Below are 26028 nucleotides of genomic sequence, written 5' to 3' on the forward strand. Positions count from 1 at the left end.
GGCTCGCAGGAGTCGTACCCCGCATGGCCCTCTACCCCGTCATCATGGCCGGTGGTTCCGGCACGCGTTTCTGGCCGCTGTCGCGTCAGGCGCGTCCCAAGCAGTTCCTCCCGCTGGCCTCCAAGCAGCCGCTCATCACCGACACGGCCTCGCGCCTCAAGGGCCTGTCGCCGGTGAAGAACACCTTCATCGTGTGCGGTCCGCAGCACGCGAAGAACGCGGCGAGGCTGGTGAAGGGGCTGCCCAAGGGGAACCTGCTGGTGGAGCCGGTGGCCCGCAACACGGCGCCGGCCATCGCGCTGGCCGCGGTGGTGGTGGCCGCGAGGGACCCGAAGGGCATCCTGGTGGTGCTGCCCTCCGACCACCACGTGGCGGACGTGGCGGCCTTCAAGAACACGCTGGCGGAGGCCGCCCGCATCGCCGAGGGCGGCCACATCGTCACCCTGGGCATCAAGCCCCACGGCCCGGAGACGGGCTACGGCTACATCCAGGTGGGGGACGCGCTCTCCGGCGGCGGCCGGGCGGTGAGGGCGTTCAAGGAGAAGCCCGACCTGGAGACGGCGCGCCAGTACGTGTCCTCCGGCGAGTACCTGTGGAACGGCGGCATCTTCGTCTTCCGCGCGGACGTCATCCTCGACGCCTTCGCGAAGCACATGCCGGAGATGAAGAAGGGCCTCGCCGCGCTCCAGCAGGCCGTGGGCAAGCGGACCTTCGGCGCGGTGCTGAAGAAGGTGTTCCCCAAGCTGCCGTCCATCTCCATCGACTACGGCGTCATGGAGAAGGCGTCGAACATCGCGGTGCTGCCGGGCGACTTCGGCTGGTCGGACGTGGGCTCGTTCGCGGCCATCCCGGAGGTGCGGCCCGCGGACGCCAAGGGCAACGTCGTGTCCGGCGACTCCGCGGTGGTGGTGGACTGCGAGCGCTGCGTCATCCTCGCGGACGAGCGGCCCCTGGCGGTGGTGGGCCTGTCCGACGTGGTGGTGGTGGACTCCGGCGACGCGGTGCTCGTGGTGCCGCGCGAGAAGAGCCAGGACGTGCGCAAGGTCGTCGAGGCGCTCAAGGCCCGCAAGCTCCAGAAGTACCTGTAGGCCTCGCGGGCGTCAGTGTGCGCTGGAGAAACTTCCACGCGCGGGGCTGAAACTTCTACCGGGACGAGGTGACGGGTTTGTCGGGGTTCTCGGTCCGGTGGGAGGTTGTGCTGTCCGGTCGAGGACGAAGTCGGGGGTGCACGCCCGTTGCAGAGCCGGGTCCGCCCGCCCCATCCAGGGGCGGCAGGGCGGTGGCGAACATGGCATGCAGGCACTGCGCGGTGGAGCACCCGGCGGGCATCTCCTGTCCCAGCAGCTTCTCGCGGGCCGCGTCGCTGGAGGGGCAGCGGCACGGGCCGCTGCTGCTGCGGTCGGTGGTGGGCTCGGGCGCGCTGGGCACGGTGTACCTGGCCGAGCACGCGCCCACGGGCCACCGCTTCGCGGTGAAGGTGCTGCATCCCCACCTCGCCTCCCGCCCCCGGGTGCGCGCGCGCTTCCTGGCGGAGGCGCGGGCGCTGCGGGGCCTCACCCACCGCAACGTGGCGCGCGTGCTGGACGCGCGTCGCGGGCCGGGCGGCCTGCCGTGCCTGCTGATGGAGTACGCGGAGGGCGAGCGCTTCTCGCGGCTGCCGGTGCCGCTGGCCCCCGCGGAGGTGGTGGAGCTGCTGGACCAGTCGCTGGCGGCGCTGGAGGCGGCGCACGCGCGGGGGCTGGTGCACGGGGACGTGTCCGCGGACAACCTGGTGCTCGGGTGGGACGCGCGCGGGTGGCGGCAGGTGAAGCTGCTCGACTTCGGGGCGAGCGCGGTGCTGTCCGCCAGCCTCTCCGAGGCGGAGCGCGCGTGCGGCATGGTGGTGGGCTCGCCGGCGTTCATCGCCCCGGAGCAGTGGGCGGGGCAGGTGGTGGATGGCCGCGCGGACCTGTACGCGCTGGGCGTGGTGGGCTACCTGCTGGCGACGGGGCGGCTGCCGTTCGGCTTCGGGCGGGTGGGAGAGGTGGCCGCGGTGTCGCCGCACCAGCTCAACCCCCGCATGCCGGAGGCGCTCTCGCAGGTGCTGCTGCGCGCGCTGGCGCAGCGGCCGGCGGAGCGCTTCGCGTCGGCGAAGGACTTCCGAGCCGCGCTGTCGGCGTTCGGGGCGCGGGCGTCCGCGCGCACGCGCACGTCCCGGGGGACCCTCTCCGTCTTCGGCGACGTGGTGCCGGAGGACGGGGCCACGCCGCTGCACGTGGCGCTCCTGGACGCCGCGCATGGGTACGTGGAGGCGGAGGCGCCGGTGTCCGGGCCGCGCGTGGCGGCGCCCTCGGGGCTGGGCGTGCGGCTGGGGCTGGGGACGGACGCGGAGCTGGTGCCGGTGGCGACGGGCGACGTGACGGTGGAGGGCTTCTTCGCGCACTGGGCCGGGCCGCTGCCGCCGCTGGCCGCGCAGGTGCCGGTGGAGCTGACGTTCGAGGGGCGCGTGGTGGCGTGTGACGCGGACGTGGTCCGCCACGTGACGGGCGAGGAGGCGCGCGCGTGGGACGGCGCCGCCGGGCTGTGCGTGCAGTTCGCGAGCGAGTCGGCGCGGGGGCTGCTGGGCCAGGCGCTGGGCCGGCGAGGCGTGCCGCGCGGGATGCTGGATGACGAGCCGGTGCCGGACACGGAGCTGGCGCGGCTCCTGTCGCGCGCGGCGGTGGTGGTGAGGGACCCGTACGCGCTGCTGGGCGCCGCGCCGGACGAGGACTTCGAGGGCGTGCGCCGCCGGGTGGGCGCGGTGCTGCGCCGGCTGGGCGCGCTGGGCCAGCGGGCCCTGCCCACCGGGCAGCGCCGGGCGCTGGAGGCGCTGCGACGCCAGGTGGAGCGGGCGGGGAGGACGCTGGGCGAGCCGCTGTCGCGGGTGGGCTTCGATGCGGTGCGCGGCAACCTGGCGGGGGTGTCGCGGTGCGTGCAGGCGGGGCTCGCGGACGAGCGCGTGGAGCCGCTGCGCAAGGCGTACCTGGAGGCCCGGCCGCTGGCGGAGCGCCGCGCGCGGGCGCTCTTCACTCAGGGGCACGCGCTGGAGGTGGGCCAGTCGCTGGAGGAGGCGCTGACGCGGTACGCGGAGGCCCTGTCCCTGGACCCGCTCAACACCCCCTGGCTGCGGCACTATGAGAATCTGCGCGCGCGGGCCCGCGCCGCGGAGCCGGTGGAGGAGGGCGCCACGGCGTCGTTCTGAGCCGGGCCGGGCCCGGCGGACGTCACGGCGCGGAGGAGTCCCGTGGGACGCTCCGTCACGGGGCGTCACATGCGTCCTCCGCGCCCCACCCGATGGAGGGTGTCCTCGACCCGTCGCATGCCCGGCGAGCGGGCGGAAGCGTGTGGAACCCGGGGTTGATTGGCACCCCAGGGACCCGCTCCTCCCTGGGTCGGAGGGAGTCCGTTCAGCAGTCGGCCCCGGGTGTCCGATGGGTGCCGGGAGGGCCCGCGCTCGTGTAGAGTCCGCCCCCCTCTAAGTCCTTCCGGCTCACGGAGGGCGGGACACCTTCATGAACGCGCATATCTTCCGCGAGTACGACATCCGGGGTCTGGTCGACAAGGACCTCACGGCCGAAGTGGTGGAGCTGCTGGGCAAGGGCCTGGGCACCATCATCCGGCGCCAGGGCGGCCGCTACATCGTCGTGGGTCGCGACTGCCGCGAGTCGTCCACGCGGTTCCGCGACTCGCTCTGTGCCGGCCTCACCTCCACCGGCCTCAACGTCTTCGACGTGGGCGTGGTGCCCACGCCGCTGACCTACTTCGCCGCCAACACCCTGCCGGTGGATGGCCTGGCCATGATTACCGGCAGCCACAACCCGCCGGAGTACAACGGGTTCAAGATTGGCGCGGGCAAGACGACGTTCCACAGCCATGAAATCCAGGCGCTGCGCAAGCTCATCGAGGCGCGCGACTTCGTGGTGTCCGCCACGCCCGGCTCCGTCACCCCGTTCGACATCATCACCCCCTACAACCACTTCGTCCGGCAGACGGTGAAGGTGGGCCGCAAGGGGATGCGCATCGTCATCGACGCGGGCAACGGCACGGGCGGCGCCATCGCGGTGCCGCTGTTCGAGAGCATGGGCTTCGACGTCGTCCCGCTGTTCTGCGAGATGGACGCCACCTTCCCCAACCACCACCCGGACCCGACGGTGGTGGAGAACCTCCAGGACCTCATCGCCGCGGTGAAGCGCGAGAAGGCGGAGGTGGGCATCGCCTATGACGGCGACAGCGACCGCATCGGCGTCATCGACGACCAGGGCAACATCCTCTGGGGCGACCAGCTGATGGTCCTCTTCAGCCGCTACGTGCTCAAGGAGAGCCCGGGCGCGGCCATCGTCGGCGAGGTGAAGTGCAGCTACACGCTGTACGACGACATCGCCAAGCGCGGCGGCAAGCCCGTCATGTGGAAGGCGGGCCACTCGCTCATCAAGGCGAAGATGAAGGAGGAGCACGCGGAGCTGGCCGGCGAGATGAGCGGCCACATCTTCTTCAAGAACCGCTACTTCGGCTTCGACGACGCGGTGTACTCGTCCGCGCGCCTGCTGGAGATCCTCACCCACGAGCCGCAGAAGCTCTCCGGGCTGCTCGCCGACGTGCCGAAGACCTACGCCAGCCCCGAGCTGCGCTTCGACACCAAGGAGGAGAAGAAGTTCGAGATGGTCAAGCGCGCCACGGAGACGCTGCGCGCCGCGGGCCACGACATCATCGACGTGGACGGCGTGCGCGTGACGTTCCCGGACGGCTGGGGCCTCATCCGCGCCTCCAACACCCAGCCCATCCTGGTGCTGCGCTTCGAGGCCAACACGCCCGAGCGCCTGAAGGAGATCCAGGCCCTCATCGAGGGCACCGTGGCCAAGGTCCAGCGCGAGGTCGGAGGGTGAGCATGGGCGGTCCTCGCATCCTCGCCATCAGCGGCAGCCTGCGCGCCGGTGGCTTCAACCAGCTGCTCGTCAACGTGGCCGTGGAGAAGGCGCGCGAGCTGGGCGCGCAGGTGGACGTGCTGGATTCGAAGGCGCTGGACCTGCCGCTGTACGACGGGGACGTGGAGGCGCGGGGCCTGCCCGCGTCCGTGGTGGCGCTGCGCGAGCGCGTGGGCAACGCCCAGGCGTTCATCATCTCCAGCCCGGAGTACAACTCGTCGATTCCGGGGGGCTTGAAGAACGCCATCGACTGGGCCTCCCGCCCGCCGGGCCGGCTGTTCAAGGGCAAGTGGGCCGCCGTCATGGGGGCCAGCCCCGGACCCTTCGGCACCGCGCGCATGCAGCCGCACCTGCGGCAGGTGATGATGGCGGTGGGCTCGTTGGTGTTGCCCACGCAGTTCCACCTGGCGCGGGCGGCGGAAGCCTTCACCCCGGACGGGGCGTTGAAGGAGGAGGGCCGCCAGAAGGAAGTCGAGGCGCTCGTCACGGAGCTCGTGGACCGGGTGAAGGTCTGAGAAAGGACACTCCCATGCCGACGCTTGGAATCGACCTGGGTGGGACGTTTGCCCGCGCCGCCGTGGTGGATGGCGCGGGGAAGATGCTGGCGTCGTCGAAGGTGGCGCTCGTGGAGCGCAGCCCGTCCGGCGTGGTGGAGACCATCGCGCAGGCGGCGTCCGCGGCGGTGAAGTCCGCGGGCGTGGTGGTGGGCGGGTGCGGCGTCGGCGCCGCCGCGCAGATCCACAAGGACTCGGGCGTGTTGTCCGTCGCCCCGAACCTGGGCTGGCGCAACGTGCCGCTGGGCGACCTGCTCACCCAGCGGCTGGGGCAGCCGGTGCGCGTGGTGAACGACCTGTCCGCCGCGGCCTGGGGTGAGTTGCGCGCGGGCGCGGGGCGCGGGGCGCAGGACCTGCTGGTGGTCTTCGTGGGCTCCGGCGTGGGCAGCGCCATCATCTCCGGGGGCCGGCTGCTGGACGGCGCGGGCGGGGTCGCGGGCGAGCTGGGCCACATCAAGGTCGTGCCGGGTGGCCGGCGCTGCGGCTGCGGCGAGCTGGGCTGCCTGGAGGCGTACACGGGCGGGCACAACCTCATCGCGCAGGCGCGCGAGCTGCTGGTGGCCGGCACGTCCCCGGGGCTGACGGCGCTCACCCAGGGCGACGCGACGACGCTGACGCCGCTGGTGTTGGAGCAGGCGGCGGAAGCCGGCGACGCGCAGGCCCGGGAGGTGTATGAGCGGGCGGCGCAGTTCCTGGCGCTGGCGGTGGCCAACCAGGTGACGATGCTGAATCCAGCGAGGCTCATCCTGGGAGGCGGGGTGCTGAACCACTGCCCGGGGTTGCGCCGGCGGGTGCTGGAGGGTGTGCGGGCGTGGGCGTCCCAGACGTCCCGCGAGGGGCTGCTCATCGCCGACGCGGAGCTCGGCGACGACAGCGGCCTCATTGGTGCGGCGCTGCTGGCCGCGTGACGTGAGAGGGGAGAGGCATGGCCGAGTTCAAGAACAGGGTCACCTACCGCGGGCAGCCGGTGACGCTGGAGGGCGAGCAGGAGGTGAAGGAGGGCGACGTCGCCCCGGACTTCACCGTCTACAAGGGGCTCAATGCCAGCGACGCGGTGCACCTGTCCGACGTGAAGGGCAACGTGGTGGTGCTGAGCGTGTCGCCCAGCGTGGACACGAAGGTGTGCGCCATCCAGCTGCGCACCTTCAACAAGCAGGCGACGGAGATGGGGCCGGGCGTGAAGGTCTGGTACGTGAGCCTGGACCTGCCCTTCGCCCTCAACCGCTTCAGCGCGGCCGAGGGCATCCACAACGTCAGCGTGCTGTCGGACTACAAGGACCGGGAGTTCGCGCGGAAGTACGGCGTGTACATGAAGGAGCTGGGCCTGCTCGCGCGCAGCACCTTCGTGCTGGACCGGGACGGCAAGGTGGTGTTCCGCGAAATCGTCCCGGAGATGACGCACGAGCCGGACTACGACGCCGCGCTGGAGGCGGTGCGCAAGGCGCTCTGAGCGCCCCGCGCCGCCGCCCCCGGGCGGGTGACGGCCTCAGGCGGGCACCACGCGGGCCTGCTTGAGGCCGATGAGCTCCAGGCCCGCGAAGACGGCCACGGCCAGCGCCTGGAACGCGACGAAGGCCTGGCCCCACACCGTGGGCTGCACCCAGCCGCTGGCGAGCAGCACGAAGCTGTCCACCGTCCACGTCACGTTGATGGCGATGATGGCCCACACGAGCGCGCGCGGGGCGAGCGGGCGCAGGGACAGGAACACCAGCAGCGCGGCGAAGGGCAGCAGGCCTCCGCCCGCGCCGCGCAGGAGGGCGGGGCTCAGCCCCAGCCACTCGCTCAGGGCGTTGCCGCCGAACAGGCCCAGCGCGCCGGTGGCGCCGGTGGCGAGACCGTCGGTGAGCAGGGCGTAACCCAACAGCGTGCGGGACGAGGGGACGGCGTTCATGGGGTGGCTCCTCGGGACTTCGGGTGGGGACCGCCGGCGCCCGGACCTCCGTGCGCCGTGTTGGACCCAAGGTGCGCGCCGGACGAATCGAAGTCGATTACGCGCGAGGTAATTGGAGCCCTTCCCCCGCGTTCCTATGGTTCCGGCATCATGATGACGCCGAGCCGCCCCGTGGGAGAGTTGCTGCGCCAGTGGCGCCAGCGCCGCAGCCTGAGCCAGCTGGACCTGGCGCTGCGCGCGGAGGTCTCCGCCCGACACCTGAGCTTCCTGGAGACGGGGCGCTCCTCGCCGAGCCGGGAGATGCTGCTGCACCTGGCCGAGGAGCTGGACGTCCCGCTGCGCGAGCGCAACGCGCTGCTGGTGGCCGCGGGCTTCGCGCCCGTCTATTCCGAGAGCGAGCTGGAGGGCCCGCAGATGCGCGCGGCGCGAGACGCGGTGGAGCTGGTGCTCTCCGGCCACGAGCCGTACCCGGCGCTCGCCGTGGACCGGTACTGGAACCTCGTCACCATGAACCGCGCGGTGGGCCTGTTGATGGCGGACATCCCCCCCGAGCTGCTCCAGCCCCCCATCAACGTGCTGCGCCTGAGCCTGCATCCGGACGGCATGGGCTCTCGCATCCTCAACCTCGAGCAGTGGCGCACCCACGTCCTGGGTCGGCTGAGCCGGCAGGTGGACACCACGGGCGACGCGCGGCTCGCGGCGCTGCACGACGAGCTGCGCGCGATGCCCATCCCCGCCGGGTCGCACGGTGGCCCGCAGGGGCCGGACTTCGCGGGGGTCGTCATCCCGCTGCGGCTCCAGACGCGCCACGGCGTGCTGTCGCTGTTCAGCACCACCACCGTGTTCGGTACGCCCGTGGACATCACCCTGGCGGAGCTGGCCATCGAGTCGTTCTTCCCCGCGGACGCGGCGACGGGCGCGCTCCTGCGCAAGGTGGCGGAGGGCTCGCGCGGCGGCGACGCCTGAGTCGGGGGCGTCCAGCCGGACTCCGGGCCCGCCCGCTTTCCGGAAGTCATCAGGGCGCCCGCTCCGTCCGTCAGAATCTGGGAATTGGGGGGTGGGCGCCGGGGGGCGACGTGGCGGTGGAGGCGGGAATTGCCGCAGGGTGGAGGGGCGCGGCGCTTGCGCTGGGAGACACGCATGGCGGCACGGACCATCCGGGTGGGCGTGATTGGGACGGGGTTCGCGCGGGGCACGCAGGTGCCCGTCTTCCGCGCCTGCCCCGGGGTGGAGGTGACGGCGCTGGCGAGCGAGCGGCCGGAGCGGGCCGACGCGGCGGCGCGGGAGCTGGGCGTGCCACACGCGACGACGGACTGGCGCGCGCTGGTGTCGAGGCCGGACGTGGACCTCGTCTGCATCGCCACGCCCCCGGCCCTGCACCGCGACATGACGCTGGCGGCGCTCGCGGCGGGCAAGGCGGTGTTGTGCGAGAAGCCCACGGCGCTGGACGCGCAGGAGGCGGAGGCCATGTGGCGCGCGGCGCGCGAGCGGCGCCTGCTGGCGCTCCTGGACCACGAGCTGCGCTTCCTCCCCTCGCGCCGGCGGATGCGGGACCGGGTGCGTTCGGGGGAGCTGGGCGCGGTGCGGGGCGCGCACGTCTACTACCGCAACGACAACCGGGCCTCGGCGGAGCGGCCGTGGGACTGGTGGTCGGACGCGGCGCGCGGGGGAGGGCTGTTGGGCGCGCTGGGCTCGCACGCGGTGGACTCGCTGCGCTTCGTGCTGGGCCGCGAGCCGGAGGAGGTGCTGGGGCAGTTGGCCACGCACGTCGCCTCCCGCATGGACCCGCTCACCGGGAGGGCGCGGCGGGTGACGAGCGACGACGAGGCGGTGCTGCTGCTGCGCTTCGGGCCCGTCCACGCGTCGGTGGCGTTGTCCTCGGTGGCGCCCGGCAAGCCGGTGCACGGCCTGGAGGTGTCGTGCGAGCGCGGCGGCCTGCGCGTGGAGGGGCGTGAGCTGTGGTGCTCCCGCGTGGGGAGCCGGACCTGGGAGCAGGTGGCGCTGCCCGAGGAGCCCGCGCTGCCACCGGGCCTGCCGGACAACGAGTGGGCGCATGGCTTCTGGCGCTACGCGCGGGCCTTCACGGACGCGCTGCGGGAGGGGCGCGGCGAGGTCGAGGACGCGGCCACGCTGGAGGATGGCTGGCGCACCCAATGCGTGCTCGACGCGGCGCGACGCTCCCATGGGGAGCGGCGGTGGGTGAGGTTGGACGAACGCCCGGCTGGCTCGCCTCGGACGCGGACATAGCTTGCGGGAGTGCCCATGGCTCCCTCGAAACCCGGCTCATCGAGTGGGACGGTCGGCGCGCCCTCCCCGGGCGTCGCCTGGCACGCGCTGTCACCCGAGGCCACGCTCGGGCGCCTGGGGAGCGGGGCGCAGGGGCTGACGGACGAGCAGGCCCGCGAGCGCCTGGCGCGTCACGGCGCCAACGTGCTGGAGCGGCAGAAGCGGGAGGGGCCGCTCGCGCTCCTGTGGCGGCAGCTCAACAGCCCCTTCATCTGGGTGCTCATCGTCTCCGCGGTGCTGGCCGTGGTCATGGGCAAGGTGACGGACGGCCTGGTGGTGGCGGTGGTGGTGGTGCTCAACACGCTCATCGGTTTCGTGCAGGAGTTCCGCGCGAGCAAGGCCATCGAGGCGCTCAGCCACATGGTGCCGGAGACGGCCACGGTGGTGCGCCGGGCGCGCAAGGCCGTGCCCGCGGCGGAGCTGGTGCCCGGGGACGTGGTGTCGCTGGCGGCGGGCGACAAGGTGCCCGCGGACATGCGGCTGTTGTCCTCGCGCAACCTCCAGGTGGAGGAGGCCGCGCTCACCGGGGAGTCGGTGCCCTCCGCCAAGCGGCCCACGCCGGTGGCGGAGGACACGGAGGTCGGGGACCGGGCGAGCCTCGTCTTCGGCGGCACGCTGGTGACGTCGGGCGCGGCCCTGGCCGTGGTGGTGGCCACCGGCGGGGCGACGGAGCTGGGCCGCATCAACGCGCTGCTGCGGGACACGACCGACCTCCAGACGCCGCTGACGAAGACGCTGGCCTTCATCGCCAAGGTCATCACGGTGGCCATCCTCGCCGTGTCGCTCGTCCTGCTGGGCGTGGGCGTGTGGCGGGGCTATCCCCTGAGCGAGGCGGTGGTGGTGGCCATCACCCTCGCGGTGGCCGCCATCCCGGAGGGCCTGCCCGCCATCGTCACCATCGCCCTGGCCATCGGCGTGCAGCGCATGGCGGCCCGGCGCGCCGTCATCCGCAAGCTGCCCGCGGTGGAGACGTTGGGCAGCACCACCGTCATCTGCTCCGACAAGACGGGCACCCTGACGCGCAACGAGATGACGGTGCAGGCGCTGTGGACGCCCGTGGCGCGCTACGCGCTCACCGGCGTCGGCCATTCCCCCCGGGGCGTGCTGTGCCGGGGTGAGCAGGTGATGAACCCCGTGGTGCCGCCGGACGACGCGCGGGCGCTGCTGCTGGCGGGCGTGTTGTGCAACGACGCCGCGCTGCGCGGCGCGGAGGGGGCCTGGGAGATGACGGGTGACCCCACCGAGGGCGCGCTGGTGGTGGCCGCGGAGAAGGCGGGCCTGCACGTCGAGGCGGAGCGGGCCCGCTACCGCCGGGTGGACGCGATTCCGTTCGAGTCGGAGAACCAGTACATGGCCACGCTGCACGACGATGGCCGGGGTGGGCGCCTGCTCCTGCTCAAGGGCGCGCCGGAGGTCGTCGTGCCCCGCTGCGTGCCGCGGCCGGAGACCGCTCGCGAGCTCGTGGCCACGGAGGTGGAGCGGTTGGCGCGGCAGGGCATGCGGGTGCTGGCGGTGGCCTCGCGCAGGCTGCCCGCGTCGCACGCGGCGCTGGAGGTGGAGGACGTGGCGGGCGGCCTCGAGCTGCTGGGCCTGGAGGGGATGCTGGACCCGCCGCGCGAGGAGGCCGTCGCGGCGGTGCACGCCTGCCACGAGGCCGGCATCGTGGTGAAGATGATGACCGGCGACCACCTGGCCACGGCCGAGGCCATCGGCGCCCGGTTGGGGCTGCACGCGCCGGGAGCGCGGGGGCTGACGGGCGCGACGCTGGCGACGCTGGACGACGACCAGCTCCTCGAGGTGGCCGAGCGCACGAACGTGTTCGCCCGCGTGGCGCCCGAGCACAAGCTGCGGCTGGTGCGCGCGCTGCAGCGGCGCCGGCACGTGGTGGCGATGACGGGGGACGGGGTGAACGACGCGCCCGCGCTGAAGCAGGCCAACATCGGCGTGGCCATGGGCATCACCGGCACGGCGGTGTCGAAGGAGTCCGCGGACATCGTCCTGACGGACGACAACTTCGCCTCCATCGCGGCGGCGGTGGAGGAGGGGCGGCGCGTCTACGACAACCTCATCAAGTCCCTGGCCTTCGTGCTGCCCACCAACCTGGGGCTGGCGCTCATCCTCCTGTTCGGCGTGGCCTTCTTCCCCATCCAGGACTTCGGGGGCGGGCGCGTGCCGCTGATGGCCATGCTCCCCACGCAGTTGCTGTGGATCAACCTGGTGGCCACCGTGTCGCTCGCGCTGCCCCTGGCTTTCGAGGCGCGCGAGTCGGACATCATGCGCCGCAAGCCCCGGAGCCCCGACGAGCCCGTGCTCAGCCACTTCGTGGTGATGCGCACGGGCCTCGTCGCGCTGCTCATGGCGGGGGGCGGCATCGGCCTGTTCCTGTGGGAGTACACGCACGCGTCGACGCACGTGGGCCACGCGCGGGCCCTGGCCGAGGCGCAGACGATGGCGGTGAACACCGTCATCAGCTTCCAGGTCTTCTACATGGTGATGTGCCGCACGCTGACGGGCTCGTTGCGCAAGGTGGGGCTGTTCAGCAACCCGGCGGTGTTCATGGGCATCGGCACGCTGGTGCTGCTCCAGCTGGCCCTCATGTACGTGCCCTTCATGCGCGAGGTGTTCGGCACCGCGCCGCTGTCCCTGGAGGCCATCGCCTTCTCCGTGCTGGTGGGCGCGGTGGTGGTGCCGGTGGTGGGCCTGGAGAAGTGGCTGCGCGGGCGCGGAGAGCGGAAGGCCGCGCCGCCGCTCGGCCGCGAGGAGCGCGGGCCTCCGACGGGCCCCCGCGAGCGCTTGCCGGCGTGACGGGGCGTCAGCGCCCGCTGGTGCGCGGTGGGTGCTCCGCGGCGTCCGGCAGCGTGGGGTCTTCCTTCTCGAAGACGAGCTTGCACTTGTCCAGCTTGGGGCCGCAGGCGCGGTCCAGGTCGCTGCGCGTGTCGCAGCCGGGCCGCTCCTCGCAGGCGTCCGGCAGGAAGGCCCAGACGAACTGGAGCACGTTGCCCCGGCGTCCCTCGGGGAGCGCGGCGAGGAAGTCCTCGCGGTAGGTGTCGAACAGGCGCGCGAGGTGGACGGTGTCCCGGTCCAGGCGCACGTGGTGCTTGTCGCCGACGAAGCGGCGGCAGGCCTCGTTGAGCTGCGCGTCCAGGAACTCGGGCTGGAAGTGGGAGCCGTCGAGCCGGGGCCCGCCGCGCGTGCCGTCGAACAGCGCCAGGTGGACGCGCGGGTCGGCGTACTCGCGCCCGAGCACCCGGTGGCGCAGTGAGTACAGCGTCATCCGCGTGCCGCCCACGGGCCAGGCGCGCCCCCAGAAGAAGCGCCCCAGCCAGGGCTGCTCCACGCTCTCCAGATACGGATAGCCATCCACCAGCTGCTGGAGGACGAGCGCGTTGTACGCGTTGAGCCAGTACGCGAGCCCATCCTCCGCCGTGGGGAAGGTGTCCGGCCGGATGTGCGGGGAGAAGGTGGCGAGCGAGTCGACGAAGCGGTCCAGGTCCCGCCGCTCACGCCCCATGGCCGAGAAGTCCACGTCGCCGTCCGGCTGGACGTGGCGCAGCACCTTCTCGTAGCCCAGGTAGTTGAAGGGCTCGTCGCCGGAGGGCACCGTCGTCGGCAGGAGTCCCTGGACGTGCAGCGTGACGAGCGCGCCCGTGAGGCTCACGGCGGCGAAGGCCACGGCGGGCACGAGCAGGCGACGCCGGCTGGAGGGTGAGGGAGCGGGTGCGTCCACGGAGCGCGCAGCATAGACCAGGGCGTGGCCCCCGAGGGGCGCGGGATGCACCCCCGGCCGCGCGGCGGGCGGCAGGACTTCCGCCGTGTGGCCCCCTCCCGGCGTCCGCGGGACGGGGGCCGGCGTGCCGCTTCAGCGGACCGGGAGCCGCTGGCCCGTGCGCGACGACTCCGCGACGGTGTCCAGCAGCCGGTGCAGCGCGAGCGCGTGCTCGAAGCCCGGCGTGAGCGACGTGCCCGCGTCCACGTCCCGGGCGAAGGCGGCATACAGCAGGGCCATCTGGTGCGCGTCGTCGGACAGCGCGCCCTTCGGGCTGGAGACGTACCGCTCCGGCGTGGGGAGCGGGGCGAGGGGCTGGTCGTCGCCGCGCGCGCCGGACACGGTGAGGTCCTGCGAGAGCACCAGGTCGCCCTCCGAGCCGGTGATGGTGCAGGAGATGACGCCGCCGTTGCGCTTGCCCGCCTCGACGTGGGCGGACAGCACGGCGCCGCTCGCCAGCGTGCCGTGGAAGAGCACCTGGTCCGGCGCGGTGACGGGGATGACCTCCTCTGTCTCCACCAGCGTGGTGTGCTCGAACTGCCGCGCGACGAGCCCGGACACGCTGTCGACGTCGCCCACCGCGGCGAGCACCGTGTCGAGGAAGTGCGCGGTGATGGTGGCCAGCACGTTGACGCCGTTCGCGGCGTCCGCCGTGTAGGCGGAGGCCTTGGGCCGCTTCAGGCCGAGCAACGACAGGCGGACCTGGAGCGTCACCGAGCGCACCTTGCCCACGTAGCCCTCCTGGAGGAGGTCGCGCAGGTAGCGCACCCCCGGGGCCTGTCGCCGCTGGAGGCCAATCACCGTGCGCACCCCCGCCACCCGCGCTCGCTCCGTCAGCTCCGTCGTCTCCGCCAGCGACACCCCCAGCGGCCACTCGCAGAACACCTGCTTCCCCGCCGCCAGGGCCGCGCGCACCAGCCGCGCGTGCTCCGGCGCGCGCACGGAGACGACCACCAGGTCCACCTCCGGGTGCTCCACCAGCGGCTCGAAGCTCGAGAAGGCGTGCGGCACGTCGAAGCGCCGCGCCGTCTCCGCCGCGCTCTCCTGGCGCGTGGTGCTCACCGCCGTCACGCGGAAGCGCGGCGAGGTCTGGAGCGCGGGCAGGTGCGCAGACGTCGCCCAGCCCCCATGCGCATACGTCGACCCGCCCGATGGGGTGCTCGCCCCGATGATGCCCACCCGAATCCGGTCCGACCCGCTCGTCTTGCTCATGTCCCCGCTCCTGGCGGCGAGAGAACCCTCGGCCACGGCCGCCGGAGGGCAAGCTAGCGAGCGATTCCCCTGGATTCAAGATGACCGGTCATATTCATTGAAAACATCTGGAGAATCATGAGGTTGCCGCGCGTGGGCGCGCGCTTTTGACGCCCGCGGGGGAGGGCCCTAAAAGGGGAGGGATGCCAAGAGCCAGCGTTCGCGACAGGTTGCTCGCCGCCGGTCTGGAGACGCTGCGTCAGCAGGGCTTCAACGGCTGCGGCGTCCAGGACATCACCGATGCCGCCGGGGTGCCGAAGGGCTCCTTCTACAACCACTTCGACAGCAAGGAAGCGCTGGGCGCGGCCGTCGTCGACCACTACATGCAGGTGGGTGAGGCGCAGTGGACGCGGCTGGAGGACACGTCGCTGACGCCGCTGCGCCGGCTGCGCGCGTACTTCGCGGAGCAGGTGGAGACGCTCGTGGCGGGCCGCTTCGAGTGCGGCTGCCTGCTGGCGAACTTCGCCGCGGAGCTGGCGGACCACAGCCCCGCCATCCGCGAGCGGGTCGCCGCCTCCTTCGCCCAGTGGTCGGCGCGCATCGAGCGCGTGCTGGAAGCGGCGCAGGCCGCAGGCGAGGTGGCCCCGGACGTCGCGCCCGCCATGCTCGCCACGTTCCTGCTCGGCGCCTGGGAGGGCGCGGTGCTGCGCAGCCGCGTGATGAAGGACCGCGCGCCGCTGGACGCCTTCCTGCGGCTGGCCTTCGACCGCTCCCTGGAGATGGGCACCCCCGCCTGCGCCCCCGAGGCGACCTGAACCCGGGTCGCCGGCTGCACTGTCTAATTGGGGATTGTTGCTTTCTCGTGTCTTGAGACAGAGTGACTCCCGGGTTCAAGGGAGGGAGTCAGCTTTGTCCATACGTGTGGGTCTTGCTCGCGGGCTGTGTCTCGCGGTCCTGCTCTGTGGCGCGGGGGCATTCGCGCAGGGCGTCTCGGTCATCACCGGCACCATCACCAGCGCGGAGGACAAGCGCCCGCTGGCGGACGCGGTGGTGACGGCCACCTCGCCGAAGCTCCAGGGCGAGCGGGTGGTGGTCTCGGATGCCAGTGGCCTGTACCGCATCCCGCAGCTGCCGCCCGGCACGTACACGCTGCGCGTGGAGCGTGACGGGCACGAGCCCTACGTGCGGTCGGACATCGTCCTGCGCGTGGACCGGACCATCCGGGTCAACATCCAGCTGTTGCCCACGTCGTTCGGCGAGGAGATCTCCATCAGCGCGGCGCCCACGCTGGACATGGGCTCCAGCACGCAGGGCCTGAGCGTGGACGCGGACTTCCTGCGCAACGTGGCGGTCATCCGCCCGGGCACGAAGGGCTCCGCGTCGCGCTCCTTCGAGTCGCTGGCGGAGCTGGCGCCGGGCGCGACGGAGGACCGCTACGGCGTGAGCGTCAGCGGCAGCAGCTCCCCGGAGAGCCAGTACGTCGTGGACGGCCTGTCCGTGAACGACCCGAGCGTGGGCACCCTGGGCACGCCGCTGTCGGTGGAGTTCGTGCAGGAGGTCAACGTCATCACCGGCGGCTACATGCCGGAGTACGGCCGCTCCACGGGTGGCGTGCTCAACGTCGTCACCAAGTCGGGCTCCAACGAGTTCCACGGCTCGGTGTTCGCGAACATGGCGCCGGGTTCGCTGCAGCGCGACGGCACCGAAATCCGCCAGGAGGGCAGCGTCATCTCCGCGCAGGGCAAGCCCTGGCTCCAGGGTGACTTCGGCTTCGACCTGGGCGGCCCCATCCTCAAGGACAAGCTCTGGTTCTACGTGGGCGTCGCGCCGTCGTTCAATCGCGTCCGCGTGGACCGGCAGTTGAGCGCGCTGGAGCTGTGCGACGAGGTCGACCCGGCCAACGGCTGCTCCGCCGTGGGCGCGCGCCGCAAGGACCCGGCCACGGGCTTCACCGTGGTGAACCCCATCGAGGGCACACGCACCAGCCGCTTCGCCGACGAGCGCAGCGTGCAGTACATGACCAAGCTGACGTACCTCTTCACCCCGGACCACAACCTGTCCGTCTCCGTCTTCGGCACGCCGCGCTTCTCCGGCGGGGACGGCTCGTATGCCTTCAGCGACGACGGCGACCCGGAGGTCTGCCTGGGCCTGTCCTGCACCGCGTACGTGCAGGGCTCCTACGACTCCATCGCCACGAAGCGCACCAACGGCGTGCTCGACGTGGTGGCCAAGCAGTCCTCGTCCTTCTTCGACAAGAAGTTCCTCGTGGACGCCACGCTGGGCTGGCACCACCAGACGGACGACACGCTGCCGTCGGACGGCTCGAGCCTGGGGTCGGCGGAGGGGCTGGCCGGGCGCTCCAACATCGCCTGGCGCCGCACGCGCAACCCGGGCCCGCACTCCATCACCGAGTTCGAGGTGCTGCCGGACCCGTCCGTCTGTGGCGCCACGCCCGCCGAGCAGTCGCTGCGCTGTCCCGTCACGGCCTACTCCACGGGCGGTCCCGGCACCATCAGCGTCCAGGAGCTCAACCGCGTCCAGGGCAAGGTGATGGGCACGCTGCTGGTCCAGGCGCTGGGCCACCACATCATCAAGGCGGGCTTCGACGCGGAGCGGATGAGCTTCTACAACAACCGCGCGCGCACCGGCGGCACGCCCTGGCAGGAGTGCACCGGCGGCGACTGCTTCTTCACCCTCAACCAGTACGGCTACCTCGAGGGGCCGGACCAGCCGGTGTTCCTCGCGAGCAAGGAGGGCACGTCCACGTCGATGACGGTGGGCGGCTTCGTGCAGGACAGCTGGTCCATCCTCGACAAGGTGACGCTCAACGCGGGCCTGCGCTACGACGTGCAGACGCTGTGGGGCCTGGACGACAAGGTGGGCCTGCACCTGCCCAACCAGTGGTCGCCGCGCGTGGGCGTCATCTACGACCCGACGCAGTCGGGCCGCTCCAAGCTCTTCGTCAACTACGCGCGCTTCTTCGAGAACGTGCCCCTGGACATGGCGGACCTGTCCTTCCCGCAGCAGCAGCTCCTGTCCGCCACCTACGACGCGCCGCCGTGCAACCCCAATGACCGCAACTCGCTGCTCACGGACTGCGTGGCGCCGGTCAACCGCCAGCCCATCGGCAACCGCGAGAGCCCCAACCAGGTCTGGGACGCGCAGGGCGGAGACCGTGTGCCGGTGGACCCGGACATCCGCGCCCAGTCCGCGGACGAAATCATGCTGGGCGGCGAGTACGAAATCCTGCTCGGCCGCTTCGGCGTGACGTACACCCGCCGCGTCCTCAACGACGTCATCGAGGACATGAGCCGCGACGACGGCAACACCTTCTTCCTGGGCAACCCGGGCAAGGGGTACTCGTCCGACTTCCCGGAGGCGAAGCGCAAGTACGACGCGGTCAACGTCTACTACCAGAAGGCGTTCTCCGACGGCTGGCTGGCGCAGGCCAGCTACACGTGGTCGCAGCTGCGCGGCAACTACTCCGGCCTGTTCCGCGCGGACACCGGCCAGCTGTCGCCCAACCTGACGCGCGACTTCGACCTGCTGTCGCTCACCACCAACCGCGACGGCCCGCTGCCTGGGGACCGCGCGCACTCGTTCAAGTTCTTCGGCGCGCGCGAGTTCCGGCTGGGCAAGCTGACCAGCTTCAACGTGGGCGGCGGCTACCGCACCCGCTCCGGCACGCCGCTCAACTACCTGGGCGCGCACCCGCGCCGCAGCGGCTCGGAGACGTTCATCCTGCCGCGCGGCAGCGCCGGCCGGCTGCCGTGGGTCCACAACTTCGACACCCACGTGGGCCTCAACCAGAAGCTGTCGAACGACTACACCGTGGGCCTGTCGCTGGACGTCTTCAACCTCTTCAACTTCCAGCAGTACACGGCCGTGGACCAGACGCTCACCTTCACGCGCGTCTACGCCATCGAGCAGGGTGGGAAGCCGGAGGACCTGACGGCGTGCCTCACGGCGGACAACCCGGGTTGCAAGGTCATCTCCACCGCCACCAACAAGCCCATCACCCCCGCGGACATCAACCCCAACTTCAAGCGCCCGATTGCATACCAGGCGCCGCGCGCCATCCGCCTGGGCGCGAAGCTGACCTTCTAGGCCCGCCACCATGAGAGGAGAACGGAACATGACGATGCGTTGGATGGGCCTGGGCGTCGCGGTGCTGGCGCTGGCGGGCTGTACGGGCGAGGACCCGGAGGCCCAGTGTGTGGTGGCGCGCGCGGTGAGCGACGGCTCCATCGGCTCGTTCGCCACGGTGTACACGCTGCTGCCCGGACAGAACCCGGACCTGCAATGCGCCCAACTGCGGCCGGAGCCCGTCGGGCTGCAGAAGTACTACAGCTCCAACCCGGACGCGCCGGACACCGTCGCCGTCCGCAGCGCGCGGATGGGGCGGCTCCTGGAGGACTTCGACGAGCGCCCGGACACGGACCCGGGGCACACGCCGTACTCGGTGGGCGCGTTCGCCTCCGAGTCGCCGGGGGCGGACCACTTCTGCGCCGTGCCGGAGCTGACGTCCACGCGCCTGGACGTGCCCGCCACCGACACGCTGCCCGCGCAGAGCTTCGAGTACGCGTGGACGAACCTGCGCATCTACAACACGCCCGGCATCCCCGGGACGCAGTTCGTCGCGGACCTGACCTATACGGAGAATGGCTGCACCGCGCGCTACCAGGCCAAGGGCATCTGGCCGGTGGTGGGCTGCGCCACCAGCGGCAAGCCGGACGAGGCGAAGTGCGACCCGTATCCGGACTTCTCCGTGGGACGGCTGCGCGGCTCCGGCATCAACCCGCTGTTCCCCGTCAAGTGCGACCCCGTGGCGCTCATCTGCGTGCTCACCGGGGACGTGCCCTCCGACGAGACGCCCTGAGCCCGGGCGAGTGTCCCTCCGCCCAGGCGCGGGCGGGGGGACGCGTCAGCGCAGCTCGGTGGACTCGTCGTCCACGCCGGAGGCCTTCTTCCAGCGGGTGATGCTGGAGATCTCCTCCGGGTCCACCTTGAAGAGGCCGCCCGGGCCGTACTGGTTGCGGCCCATCTTCAGGCCCGGGCGGTGCTGGCCCAGGCGCACCAGGTGGCGGCCCTGGATGACGTTGCCGCGCACCGTCAGGTCCTCGCTGGGCGCGCCGTTGGAGCCCAGGCCGAGCATCATCCCGTAGCCCTCCGTGCGGTCGATGGCGTTGTCCTCCACCCGCACGTCCCGCGAGTTCTCCACGCGGATGCCCGCGCCGTCGCTGCCCCCGGCGCGGGTGATGTCGCGGATGACGTTGCCGCGCACCACCACGTGCACGGGGCTGGGCTGGTCGCCCTCGCGCGAGCCGCCCACGGCGACGCCCCGCCCCGAGTCGTAGATGAGGTTGTGCTCCACCCGCACGTCCCGCGCGGAGAAGTGGATGACGACCGCCTCGCCAGCGGAGGTGGGGGACTTGCGGAAGCCGTGCATGGTGTTGCGACGGATGGTGACGCCCTGGCACGTCTTGATGTCCACGGCGTTCTCGCCGTTGGCGTGCAGCAGGTTGTCCTCGATGACGAGGCCCCGGGCGGGCACCTCGTCCGGCTTGTCGGGCAGGAGGCACTGCACGGAGTCGCCCGAGTTGTCGTGGATGTCGTTGCCGCGCACGGTGATGTCGCGTGAGGTGGCCTGGACCACGACGCCGTGCGAGTCGCCTCCGGGGCGCCGCTGGAAGTGGTGGATGTGATTGTTCGTGATGAGCACGTCGCGGGCGCCGCCGAACGTCGCCACGCCCGCGCCGAGCGAGCCGTGGTGGATGTGGCAGCTCGCGAGCACCGAGCCCCGCGTGTCCCCCGCGAAGAGGACGGCGAAGCGCGGCTGGCCCCGCACGTCGAGGTCGAAGCCCTCGACAATCCAGTGGGGCTTGCGCACCTGCACCAGCGTGCCGCCGCCCTTCGCGGGGACGATGCGGGGCTGGCCCTCGCCCAGCAGGGTGATGGGGGCGTCCTCGCGCCCGGCCTTCACCGCGCCGTCGATGACGACGCCCTCGGCGTACTCCCCGGGCGCGACGCGGATGACCTCCCCGGGGCCCACCGAGCGCACGGCGCGGCCGATGGTGCGCAAGGGCGCCTGCTTCGTCCCCGCGGCCTGGTCCGAGCCGCTGGGGCTGACGAACCACTCGCGCGTGAAGCGCTTGGGGCGTCCGGGGGCGGGCCGGGTGAGGTCCACCGCCATGAAGCTGGCGCCCGTCTTCCGGGGCGCCGCGCTCCAGGCCGGCGCCTGGGCGCACAGCGTCCACAAGAGAACGATGCCCAGCCGCCCAAGCCGCTCGCCACGCCCCATCGCCCCTCCCGCCGCCAGCCACACCACCGGGCCGCAAGGTGCTCACGCGGGGCGGGCCGTGCATCCCCGGAAGGACGGGCGCGGACGCCTACATCTCGCGGGTGGGGACCAGGGGGATGCCGTTCCACTGCTCGTAGACCTGACCCAGCGCCAGGGCCAGCGCCTCCTTGTAGAAGACGCGCTTGCCCTTGTGCCGGACCTGGGTGTCCAGGTGGCGCGAGGCGCTCAGCAGGTCGAAGGTGCCGATGAGCCAGGGAGTGACCTCGGCCCGCTGCTCGGCGTCGAGGGCGGACAGCTCCGCGTGGAGGTGGTCGAGGGCGTCCTCGAGCACCATTTCGTCGGGCGTGACGGACTCCAGGAAGGTGAACAGGCGCGGCTGGGGTCCCTTCCGGGCCTCGGTGATGTTCCGGCGCGCCCGCCGGGCCTCCGGTTCGGGCTCGGTGTGGAGGGCGAAGTCGATGCGCTCCTTGATGGCGCGCAGGAAGTCCCCGGAGGTCTGGAGCCTGGCATCGTCGAGGAGGTCGCTCGCGAAGCCCTCCTGCACCAGCGGGCTGTCGGGCTCGCCCAGGTCCACCAGCTCCCGCGACAACTGGACGTGCGCATCCAGGAACGCGTTCACGCGAGGGCTCTGGAGGTCGAGCTGGTCGAGGGGCGTGCCCCAGGCGAAGTCACAGCCGTCGAACAGGGCACCGTCGTCGTAGACGAGGAGCCTGACGCACAGGTCCCCGTCGTCATCGACGAAGAACGAGACCCGAAGGGCCGAGTCGACGCCGAGGGCGTCTGTGTACCGCGCGGCGAGGGAGGTCAGTGTCTGCTCGAGAGCGGAGTCGGGCATGGTGCGGTGTCACATCGGATGGGAGCTGCAGCGGTCCATCGATTTCGAGGCGGTGGGCGCGCCTACATCTGCTTCGTGGGGACGAGGGGGATGCCGGTCCACTGTTCGTAGAACCGTCCCAGCTCCTGCGCCACCGTGGCCTTGTAGAAGACGCGCTTGCCCTTGTATCGGACCTGGATGTCGTCGGGGCGGGCTCGCGTTCGCGGCATCCACCCGAGCAGGTCGTCGAAGGTGACGATGAGCCAGGGGGTGAGGTCGGCCCGCTGCTCGGGCGTCAGGGCGCCCAGCTCCTCCCGGACCCTGTCGAGCACGTCATCGAGCGCCGTCTCGGCGGGGGTGGCGGACTCCAGCAGCCTGAACAGGGCGGGCCGCTCCCCGGTCAGGTTCTTCGCGAGGTCCCTCCTCGCGACGCGGTGCTCGGGGTCGGGCTCCGACAGGATGTCGAAGTTCGTCAGCTTCTTCATGGCCTTCAGGAAGTCGTCGGTCGACTGGAGCCGGTCGTTCAGCAGGATCTCGTGCGAGAAGGTCTCCAGCAGGTCGCCGAAGGCGCCGAGCCGCGCGTCCAGGCTCGCGATCCCCATCCTCGCGTGTGCGGAGCAGAAGGCGTCCAGGCGCGGGCCGCGCGAGGGGAGTTGCTCCAGCGCGAGCGGGGTCCTGCCTTCAGCCAGGTCCTGGATGGCGCCGTTGGCGTCCAGGGTGAAGACCCGGATGGCCAGGGCTCCGTCGAAGTCCTCGCCGCCCAGGAAGAATTCGACGCGCAAGCGGGGCTCGTGGGCCAGGTGCTCGGCGTAGCGCGTGTTGAGGAAATCCAGCGTCGAGGCGGTGTCGAGGTCGGTCATCGACGCCGGAGACTATAGAAATGTGAATGCACAAGTCACATGGTTGATGCCTGGCGCAACGACCTGTGGCTCCACCTCAGTGGATGGAGAAGAAGACGCGCAGCTCGTAGGTCTCCTTCCGCACGTCCGGGAAGTAGTCGAAGCGGCTGTGGCGCTGAAAGAGGTTCAGCTCCGTGCCCAGGCCCAACCGGTCGACCACGGGGAAGTCGAGCAGCGCCCTCCCGGTGAGAATCTGGTGCGTGCCTCCGGCGCCGTCCAGAATGACCACGCGCGCGATGCCCGCCTCGAGCGTGACGATGTCCCAGGAGTCCCGTCCGTAGATGACCCGCCCCTCCAGACCCACGCCCGGGCCGTAGTCGTAGTTGCGCCCCTCGCCGCTGTGCTCGCTGGAGATGCCCGTGAGGATGTGACCCTCCAGTCCGAGCGAGGACTTCAGCAGGGTGCTCCGGGACAGCCGGTGCTGTTGCATGAGGACGGCCGACAGGGATTGTCCCCCCACCTCGTAGGCCAGCGTGTCCACGTAGCTGAGCTGCTGGACGAGCGCCAGGCGGAGGCTGTCCTCCTCGGAGCGCTTCAGGGACTGCGTCACCAGGACGCCCGCCAGACGCGCATGGCTGACGAGGCTGTTCTCGCGCGTGGTGAACTGGACGTGGCCCTCGAACGCGTCGAACGGGCGGCGGATGTCCCCGGTGAACGCGTCGCCATAGCGCAGGGAGAGCTGGGCGAAGAACTGGTTCTTGGTCTCTCGCAGGAGCTTGCCGTCGCCCAGGTTGAGGTAGCCCAGGGTCCCCCAGCCGGCGAAGTCGAGGGGCCACCACTCGGCGGGCGTGGGCTCCTTGCGGAAGGAGTCCCCGCGCAGCAGCCGGTTGATGCCGCGCACCGGGCTGATGGCGCCCGCGAGGAACTCGCGCCCGAACCGCTCGCGCCCGGTGGCCTCCGTGTCGAGCACCATGCTGGACAGCCGATACAGGGCCTCGCCCATGGCCATGCCGCCGATGGAGGTGTTGATGAGGTCGTTGATGGAGGGCGGCTCGTTCTCCGCGAACAGCTCCCACTGCGCGCTGCCCAGCAGGGTGTAGGGCAGGCACGCCACGAAGGGCAGGCCGTTGTCCCGCGCGGCCGTGTAGTAGAGGCCCCCGTGGTACGGATGCGCGAACTGGTTGGCGGAGAAGTCGTCCGCGTCCCAGACGAAGCCCGTGCGCAGGTTGTTTCCCCAGTCGTCGAGCGTCACCCGCGCCCATTCCTTCTGGCCAATCGTCCGGTCGTAGAGCCACACGGCCAGGTTGATGGCGGTGACCTCGCCCAGGGCCAGCCAGGGGTGGACCTCCCGCGACTGCTCACGGTCGGACTCGATGGTGGGGGCGTCCGCGGGACGGGGGGGCGGCTCCTCCTCCTCCGCCTGGGCGCGCGCGCTGGCGGCCGTGAGCAGGAGCGCCAGCAGGAGCAGCCCTGGGGCGCACGGCGGGCCGCCATGGCGTGGCTCCTGGGTACAGCGTCCCGTTGCGCGCGACCCCCTCCCTCTCATCCACCCGCCCCATCGTGGTCTTCCACCACGCTCCACCAAGGTAGGCATCCAGGCGCCCCCCGCCGCCCCTGGCGAGGAGGGAGGGGCAGGCGAGAGGGGCGGGCCGTCGTGCGGGCCACGCTCCGGCCGTGCATGTGTGGACCGGACGACGTATGCACGCGGGCATGCCTCGCAACGACCTCCGCGGAATCCTCTTCGACCTCGACGGCACCCTCGTGGACTCCCTGCCGGACATCATCGACACCTTCCTGCAGGCGTTCCCGGAGCGGGGCCTGACGGCGCCCACCTACGCGCAGGTGCGGGCCCACATCGGCCATCCGCTGGACGTCATGTATCGGCAGTTCGCGGCGGAGGAGCACGTGCCGGCGCTCTGCGCCGTGTATCGTGAGCACTACCCGCGCAACTTCCTCAATCGCTCACGTCCCTATCCCGGCGTCCAGGAGGCGCTGGGCACGCTGCGCGAGCGCGGCTACCTGTTGTCCGTCGCCACCACCAAGCGCAGCGACATGGCTCGGCGCTTCGTGGACGCGGTGGGCCTGGGTGGGTTGTTGCACCACGTCCAGGGCACGGACGACTTCCCGCACAAACCCGCACCGGACGTGATTCGACGCGCACTTTCTGCGCTGGGCACGCAAGGATTGTGGATGGTGGGTGACACGACGCTGGACCTGCGTGCGGGCCGGGCCGCGGGGCTGCGCACCTACGCGGTCACCTGGGGGACCCATCCGGTCGAGGAGCTTCGAGGAGAGGCGCCCGACGAGCTCCAGCCGGACCTGAGACGCCTGGTGGAGCTGCTCCCTCCCCTGGCATGAGTCCTGGATATACTCACCAGGTATGGAGCCACCATCCGACGTCATCCGGCATTTCCATCCCGTGCTCCCGGCCCGTGCGCTCGGAAAGCAGCCCGTGCGAGTGCAGGTGGCGGGGTTCTCCTATGCCTTGTTCCGGGATGCCGCGGGGCGGCCCGCCGCGCTCGCGGATGCGTGCCCCCACCGGTTCGCGCCCCTGTCCAAGGGCAAGGTCCGTGGGGATGGTCGGCTCCAGTGTCCGTATCACGGGTGGCGCTTCGATGCGCAGGGCCACGGCTCCAATCCCAGCCAACCGGACCTGAAACATTGTGACGTGAAGAGCTTCCAGGTGATGGAGCGCCACGGCTATCTGTGGCTGGCCCACCGGGACACGCCCGCGTCGGCGATGCCCGAGCTGGGGGGCGACGACTACGTCTTCGGCGGCAGCTTCTCCTCCTTGTTCGAGGCGCCGCTGCACGTCGCGCTCGACAACTTCAGCGAGGACGAGCACACGCCCTACGTCCACACGCGCCTGGGCTGGGACGACCCGCACGCGGGAGAGGTGGAGTTCGAGGCGCGCAACCTGGATGACCACACGGAGGTGTCGTATCTGGCGCCGCAGCGGCCCGCGCCGCTCATGAAGCTGCTCGGCGTGCGCGACGGCGACCGGTTCCGCAACGAGTGGGTCGTCCGCTTCGACCCGGTGCATGCGCAGTACACGGTGAGCTGGGAGGCGCCCGACGGGCGGGTGCGGCCCTTCGTCACCCGCGCCAACATCTTCTTCGTGCCGGAGACGGCGAAGACGACGCGGCTGCACGTCTTCTCCTTCCTGCGCACCCCCGTGGCGCTGATGCGGCCGTTGCTGCCGGCGTTGGCCCGGGTGGCCATGCTGCTGACGTGGTGGGAGGTGAGTGACGACGCGCGCTTCATCCCCACCGTCGCGGACACGCCGTACAGCCACAAGGGCATGCGGCTGGACAAGTACGACAAGCCCCTGGTCCACCAGCGCAGGCTGATGGAGCGCATCTACTTCCGGCAGGGCGCGGTCGACGTGGCCGAGCCGCCCGCCGCCGTGCCCCTCGTGCGCGAGGCGGTGGGAGGCTGAGGGGCGG

The 26028-nt window shown here is 71.7% G+C and carries 21 protein-coding genes; 14 read left to right on the forward strand and 7 right to left on the reverse strand.

Features of this window, described 5'->3' with window-relative positions; genetic code table 11:
* Positions 1-23 precede the first annotated feature (23 nt).
* The 6 genes from LZ198_RS25475 (at position 24) to tpx (ending at position 6944) form a co-directional block, all read left to right on the forward strand.
* Positions 24-1088 carry a mannose-1-phosphate guanylyltransferase gene (locus tag LZ198_RS25475; protein ID WP_253974647.1) on the forward strand — a complete coding sequence of 355 codons (1065 nt, stop codon included), beginning with the start codon at positions 24-26 and terminating at the stop codon, positions 1086-1088.
* 200 nt (positions 1089-1288) lie between these two features.
* Positions 1289-3220 carry a serine/threonine-protein kinase gene (locus LZ198_RS25480; RefSeq protein ID WP_253974648.1) on the forward strand — a complete coding sequence of 644 codons (1932 nt, stop codon included), beginning with the start codon at positions 1289-1291 and terminating at the stop codon, positions 3218-3220.
* A gap of 310 nt (positions 3221-3530) precedes the next feature.
* Positions 3531-4901 (forward strand): phosphomannomutase/phosphoglucomutase, encoded by a 1371-nt coding sequence (locus LZ198_RS25485; protein WP_253974649.1) that lies wholly within the window; start codon positions 3531-3533, stop codon positions 4899-4901.
* A gap of 2 nt (positions 4902-4903) precedes the next feature.
* Positions 4904-5455, forward strand: a complete 552-nt coding sequence (locus tag LZ198_RS25490) for an NADPH-dependent FMN reductase (RefSeq protein WP_253974650.1) — start codon at positions 4904-4906, stop codon at positions 5453-5455.
* 14 nt (positions 5456-5469) lie between these two features.
* Entirely contained in the window at positions 5470-6402 is a 933-nt protein-coding gene (locus LZ198_RS25495) for an ROK family protein (protein WP_253974651.1), read from the forward strand.
* 17 nt (positions 6403-6419) lie between these two features.
* The gene (gene tpx / locus LZ198_RS25500; RefSeq protein ID WP_253974652.1) at positions 6420-6944 is read left to right on the forward strand and encodes a thiol peroxidase; all 525 of its coding nucleotides are present in this window, start codon (positions 6420-6422) and stop codon (positions 6942-6944) included.
* A gap of 36 nt (positions 6945-6980) precedes the next feature.
* Here the strand turns inward: tpx and LZ198_RS25505 are convergent, their stop codons facing one another.
* Positions 6981-7385 carry a hypothetical protein gene (locus tag LZ198_RS25505; protein ID WP_253974653.1) on the reverse strand — a complete coding sequence of 135 codons (405 nt, stop codon included), beginning with the start codon at positions 7383-7385 and terminating at the stop codon, positions 6981-6983.
* Positions 7386-7535: 150 nt separating this feature from the next.
* Here LZ198_RS25505 and LZ198_RS25510 point away from each other — a divergent pair, with 150 nt between their 5' ends.
* The 3 genes from LZ198_RS25510 (at position 7536) to LZ198_RS25525 (ending at position 12476) form a co-directional block, all read left to right on the forward strand.
* Complete coding sequence (locus LZ198_RS25510; RefSeq protein ID WP_323382874.1) at positions 7536-8351, forward strand: helix-turn-helix domain-containing protein; 816 nt, start codon at positions 7536-7538, stop codon at positions 8349-8351.
* A 174-nt stretch (positions 8352-8525) separates the two neighbouring features.
* Entirely contained in the window at positions 8526-9632 is a 1107-nt protein-coding gene (locus LZ198_RS43260) for a Gfo/Idh/MocA family protein (protein WP_267145486.1), read from the forward strand.
* A gap of 15 nt (positions 9633-9647) precedes the next feature.
* The gene (locus tag LZ198_RS25525) at positions 9648-12476 is read left to right on the forward strand and encodes a cation-translocating P-type ATPase (RefSeq protein ID WP_253974654.1); all 2829 of its coding nucleotides are present in this window, start codon (positions 9648-9650) and stop codon (positions 12474-12476) included.
* 7 nt (positions 12477-12483) lie between these two features.
* Here the strand turns inward: LZ198_RS25525 and LZ198_RS25530 are convergent, their stop codons facing one another.
* Complete coding sequence (locus LZ198_RS25530; protein WP_253974655.1) at positions 12484-13344, reverse strand: DUF547 domain-containing protein; 861 nt, start codon at positions 13342-13344, stop codon at positions 12484-12486.
* 186 nt (positions 13345-13530) lie between these two features.
* Entirely contained in the window at positions 13531-14649 is a 1119-nt protein-coding gene (locus tag LZ198_RS25535; protein WP_253974656.1) for a Gfo/Idh/MocA family protein, read from the reverse strand.
* A 182-nt stretch (positions 14650-14831) separates the two neighbouring features.
* Between LZ198_RS25535 and LZ198_RS25540 the strand changes: the two genes are divergently transcribed.
* The 3 genes from LZ198_RS25540 (at position 14832) to LZ198_RS25550 (ending at position 19507) form a co-directional block, all read left to right on the forward strand.
* Positions 14832-15443: a TetR/AcrR family transcriptional regulator gene (locus LZ198_RS25540; RefSeq protein WP_253974657.1), complete on the forward strand. Its 612-nt coding sequence runs from the start codon at positions 14832-14834 to the stop codon at positions 15441-15443.
* Between the two features lie 94 nt (positions 15444-15537).
* Positions 15538-18735 carry a TonB-dependent receptor gene (locus tag LZ198_RS25545; RefSeq protein WP_253974658.1) on the forward strand — a complete coding sequence of 1066 codons (3198 nt, stop codon included), beginning with the start codon at positions 15538-15540 and terminating at the stop codon, positions 18733-18735.
* Positions 18736-18763: 28 nt separating this feature from the next.
* Positions 18764-19507 (forward strand): hypothetical protein, encoded by a 744-nt coding sequence (locus LZ198_RS25550; protein WP_253974659.1) that lies wholly within the window; start codon positions 18764-18766, stop codon positions 19505-19507.
* A gap of 45 nt (positions 19508-19552) precedes the next feature.
* Here LZ198_RS25550 and LZ198_RS25555 read toward each other — a convergent pair whose 3' ends face one another.
* The 4 genes from LZ198_RS25555 to LZ198_RS25570 form a co-directional block, all read right to left on the reverse strand.
* Positions 19553-20929, reverse strand: coding sequence for a right-handed parallel beta-helix repeat-containing protein (locus LZ198_RS25555; protein WP_253974660.1), 1377 nt, complete (start codon positions 20927-20929; stop codon positions 19553-19555).
* Between the two features lie 88 nt (positions 20930-21017).
* A complete protein-coding gene (locus tag LZ198_RS25560; RefSeq protein ID WP_253974661.1) occupies positions 21018-21764 on the reverse strand; it encodes a hypothetical protein in 747 nt (248 codons plus the stop codon).
* 62 nt (positions 21765-21826) lie between these two features.
* Entirely contained in the window at positions 21827-22603 is a 777-nt protein-coding gene (locus tag LZ198_RS25565; RefSeq protein ID WP_253974662.1) for a hypothetical protein, read from the reverse strand.
* Between the two features lie 76 nt (positions 22604-22679).
* Complete coding sequence (locus LZ198_RS25570; protein WP_253974663.1) at positions 22680-24128, reverse strand: DUF3943 domain-containing protein; 1449 nt, start codon at positions 24126-24128, stop codon at positions 22680-22682.
* A gap of 164 nt (positions 24129-24292) precedes the next feature.
* Between LZ198_RS25570 and LZ198_RS25575 the strand changes: the two genes are divergently transcribed.
* The gene (locus LZ198_RS25575; protein WP_253974664.1) at positions 24293-24940 is read left to right on the forward strand and encodes an HAD family hydrolase; all 648 of its coding nucleotides are present in this window, start codon (positions 24293-24295) and stop codon (positions 24938-24940) included.
* A gap of 22 nt (positions 24941-24962) precedes the next feature.
* A complete protein-coding gene (locus tag LZ198_RS25580; RefSeq protein WP_256559903.1) occupies positions 24963-26021 on the forward strand; it encodes a Rieske 2Fe-2S domain-containing protein in 1059 nt (352 codons plus the stop codon).
* Positions 26022-26028 lie beyond the last annotated feature (7 nt).

Source organism: Myxococcus dinghuensis, assembly GCF_024198235.1.
GTDB lineage: Bacteria > Myxococcota > Myxococcia > Myxococcales > Myxococcaceae > Myxococcus > Myxococcus dinghuensis.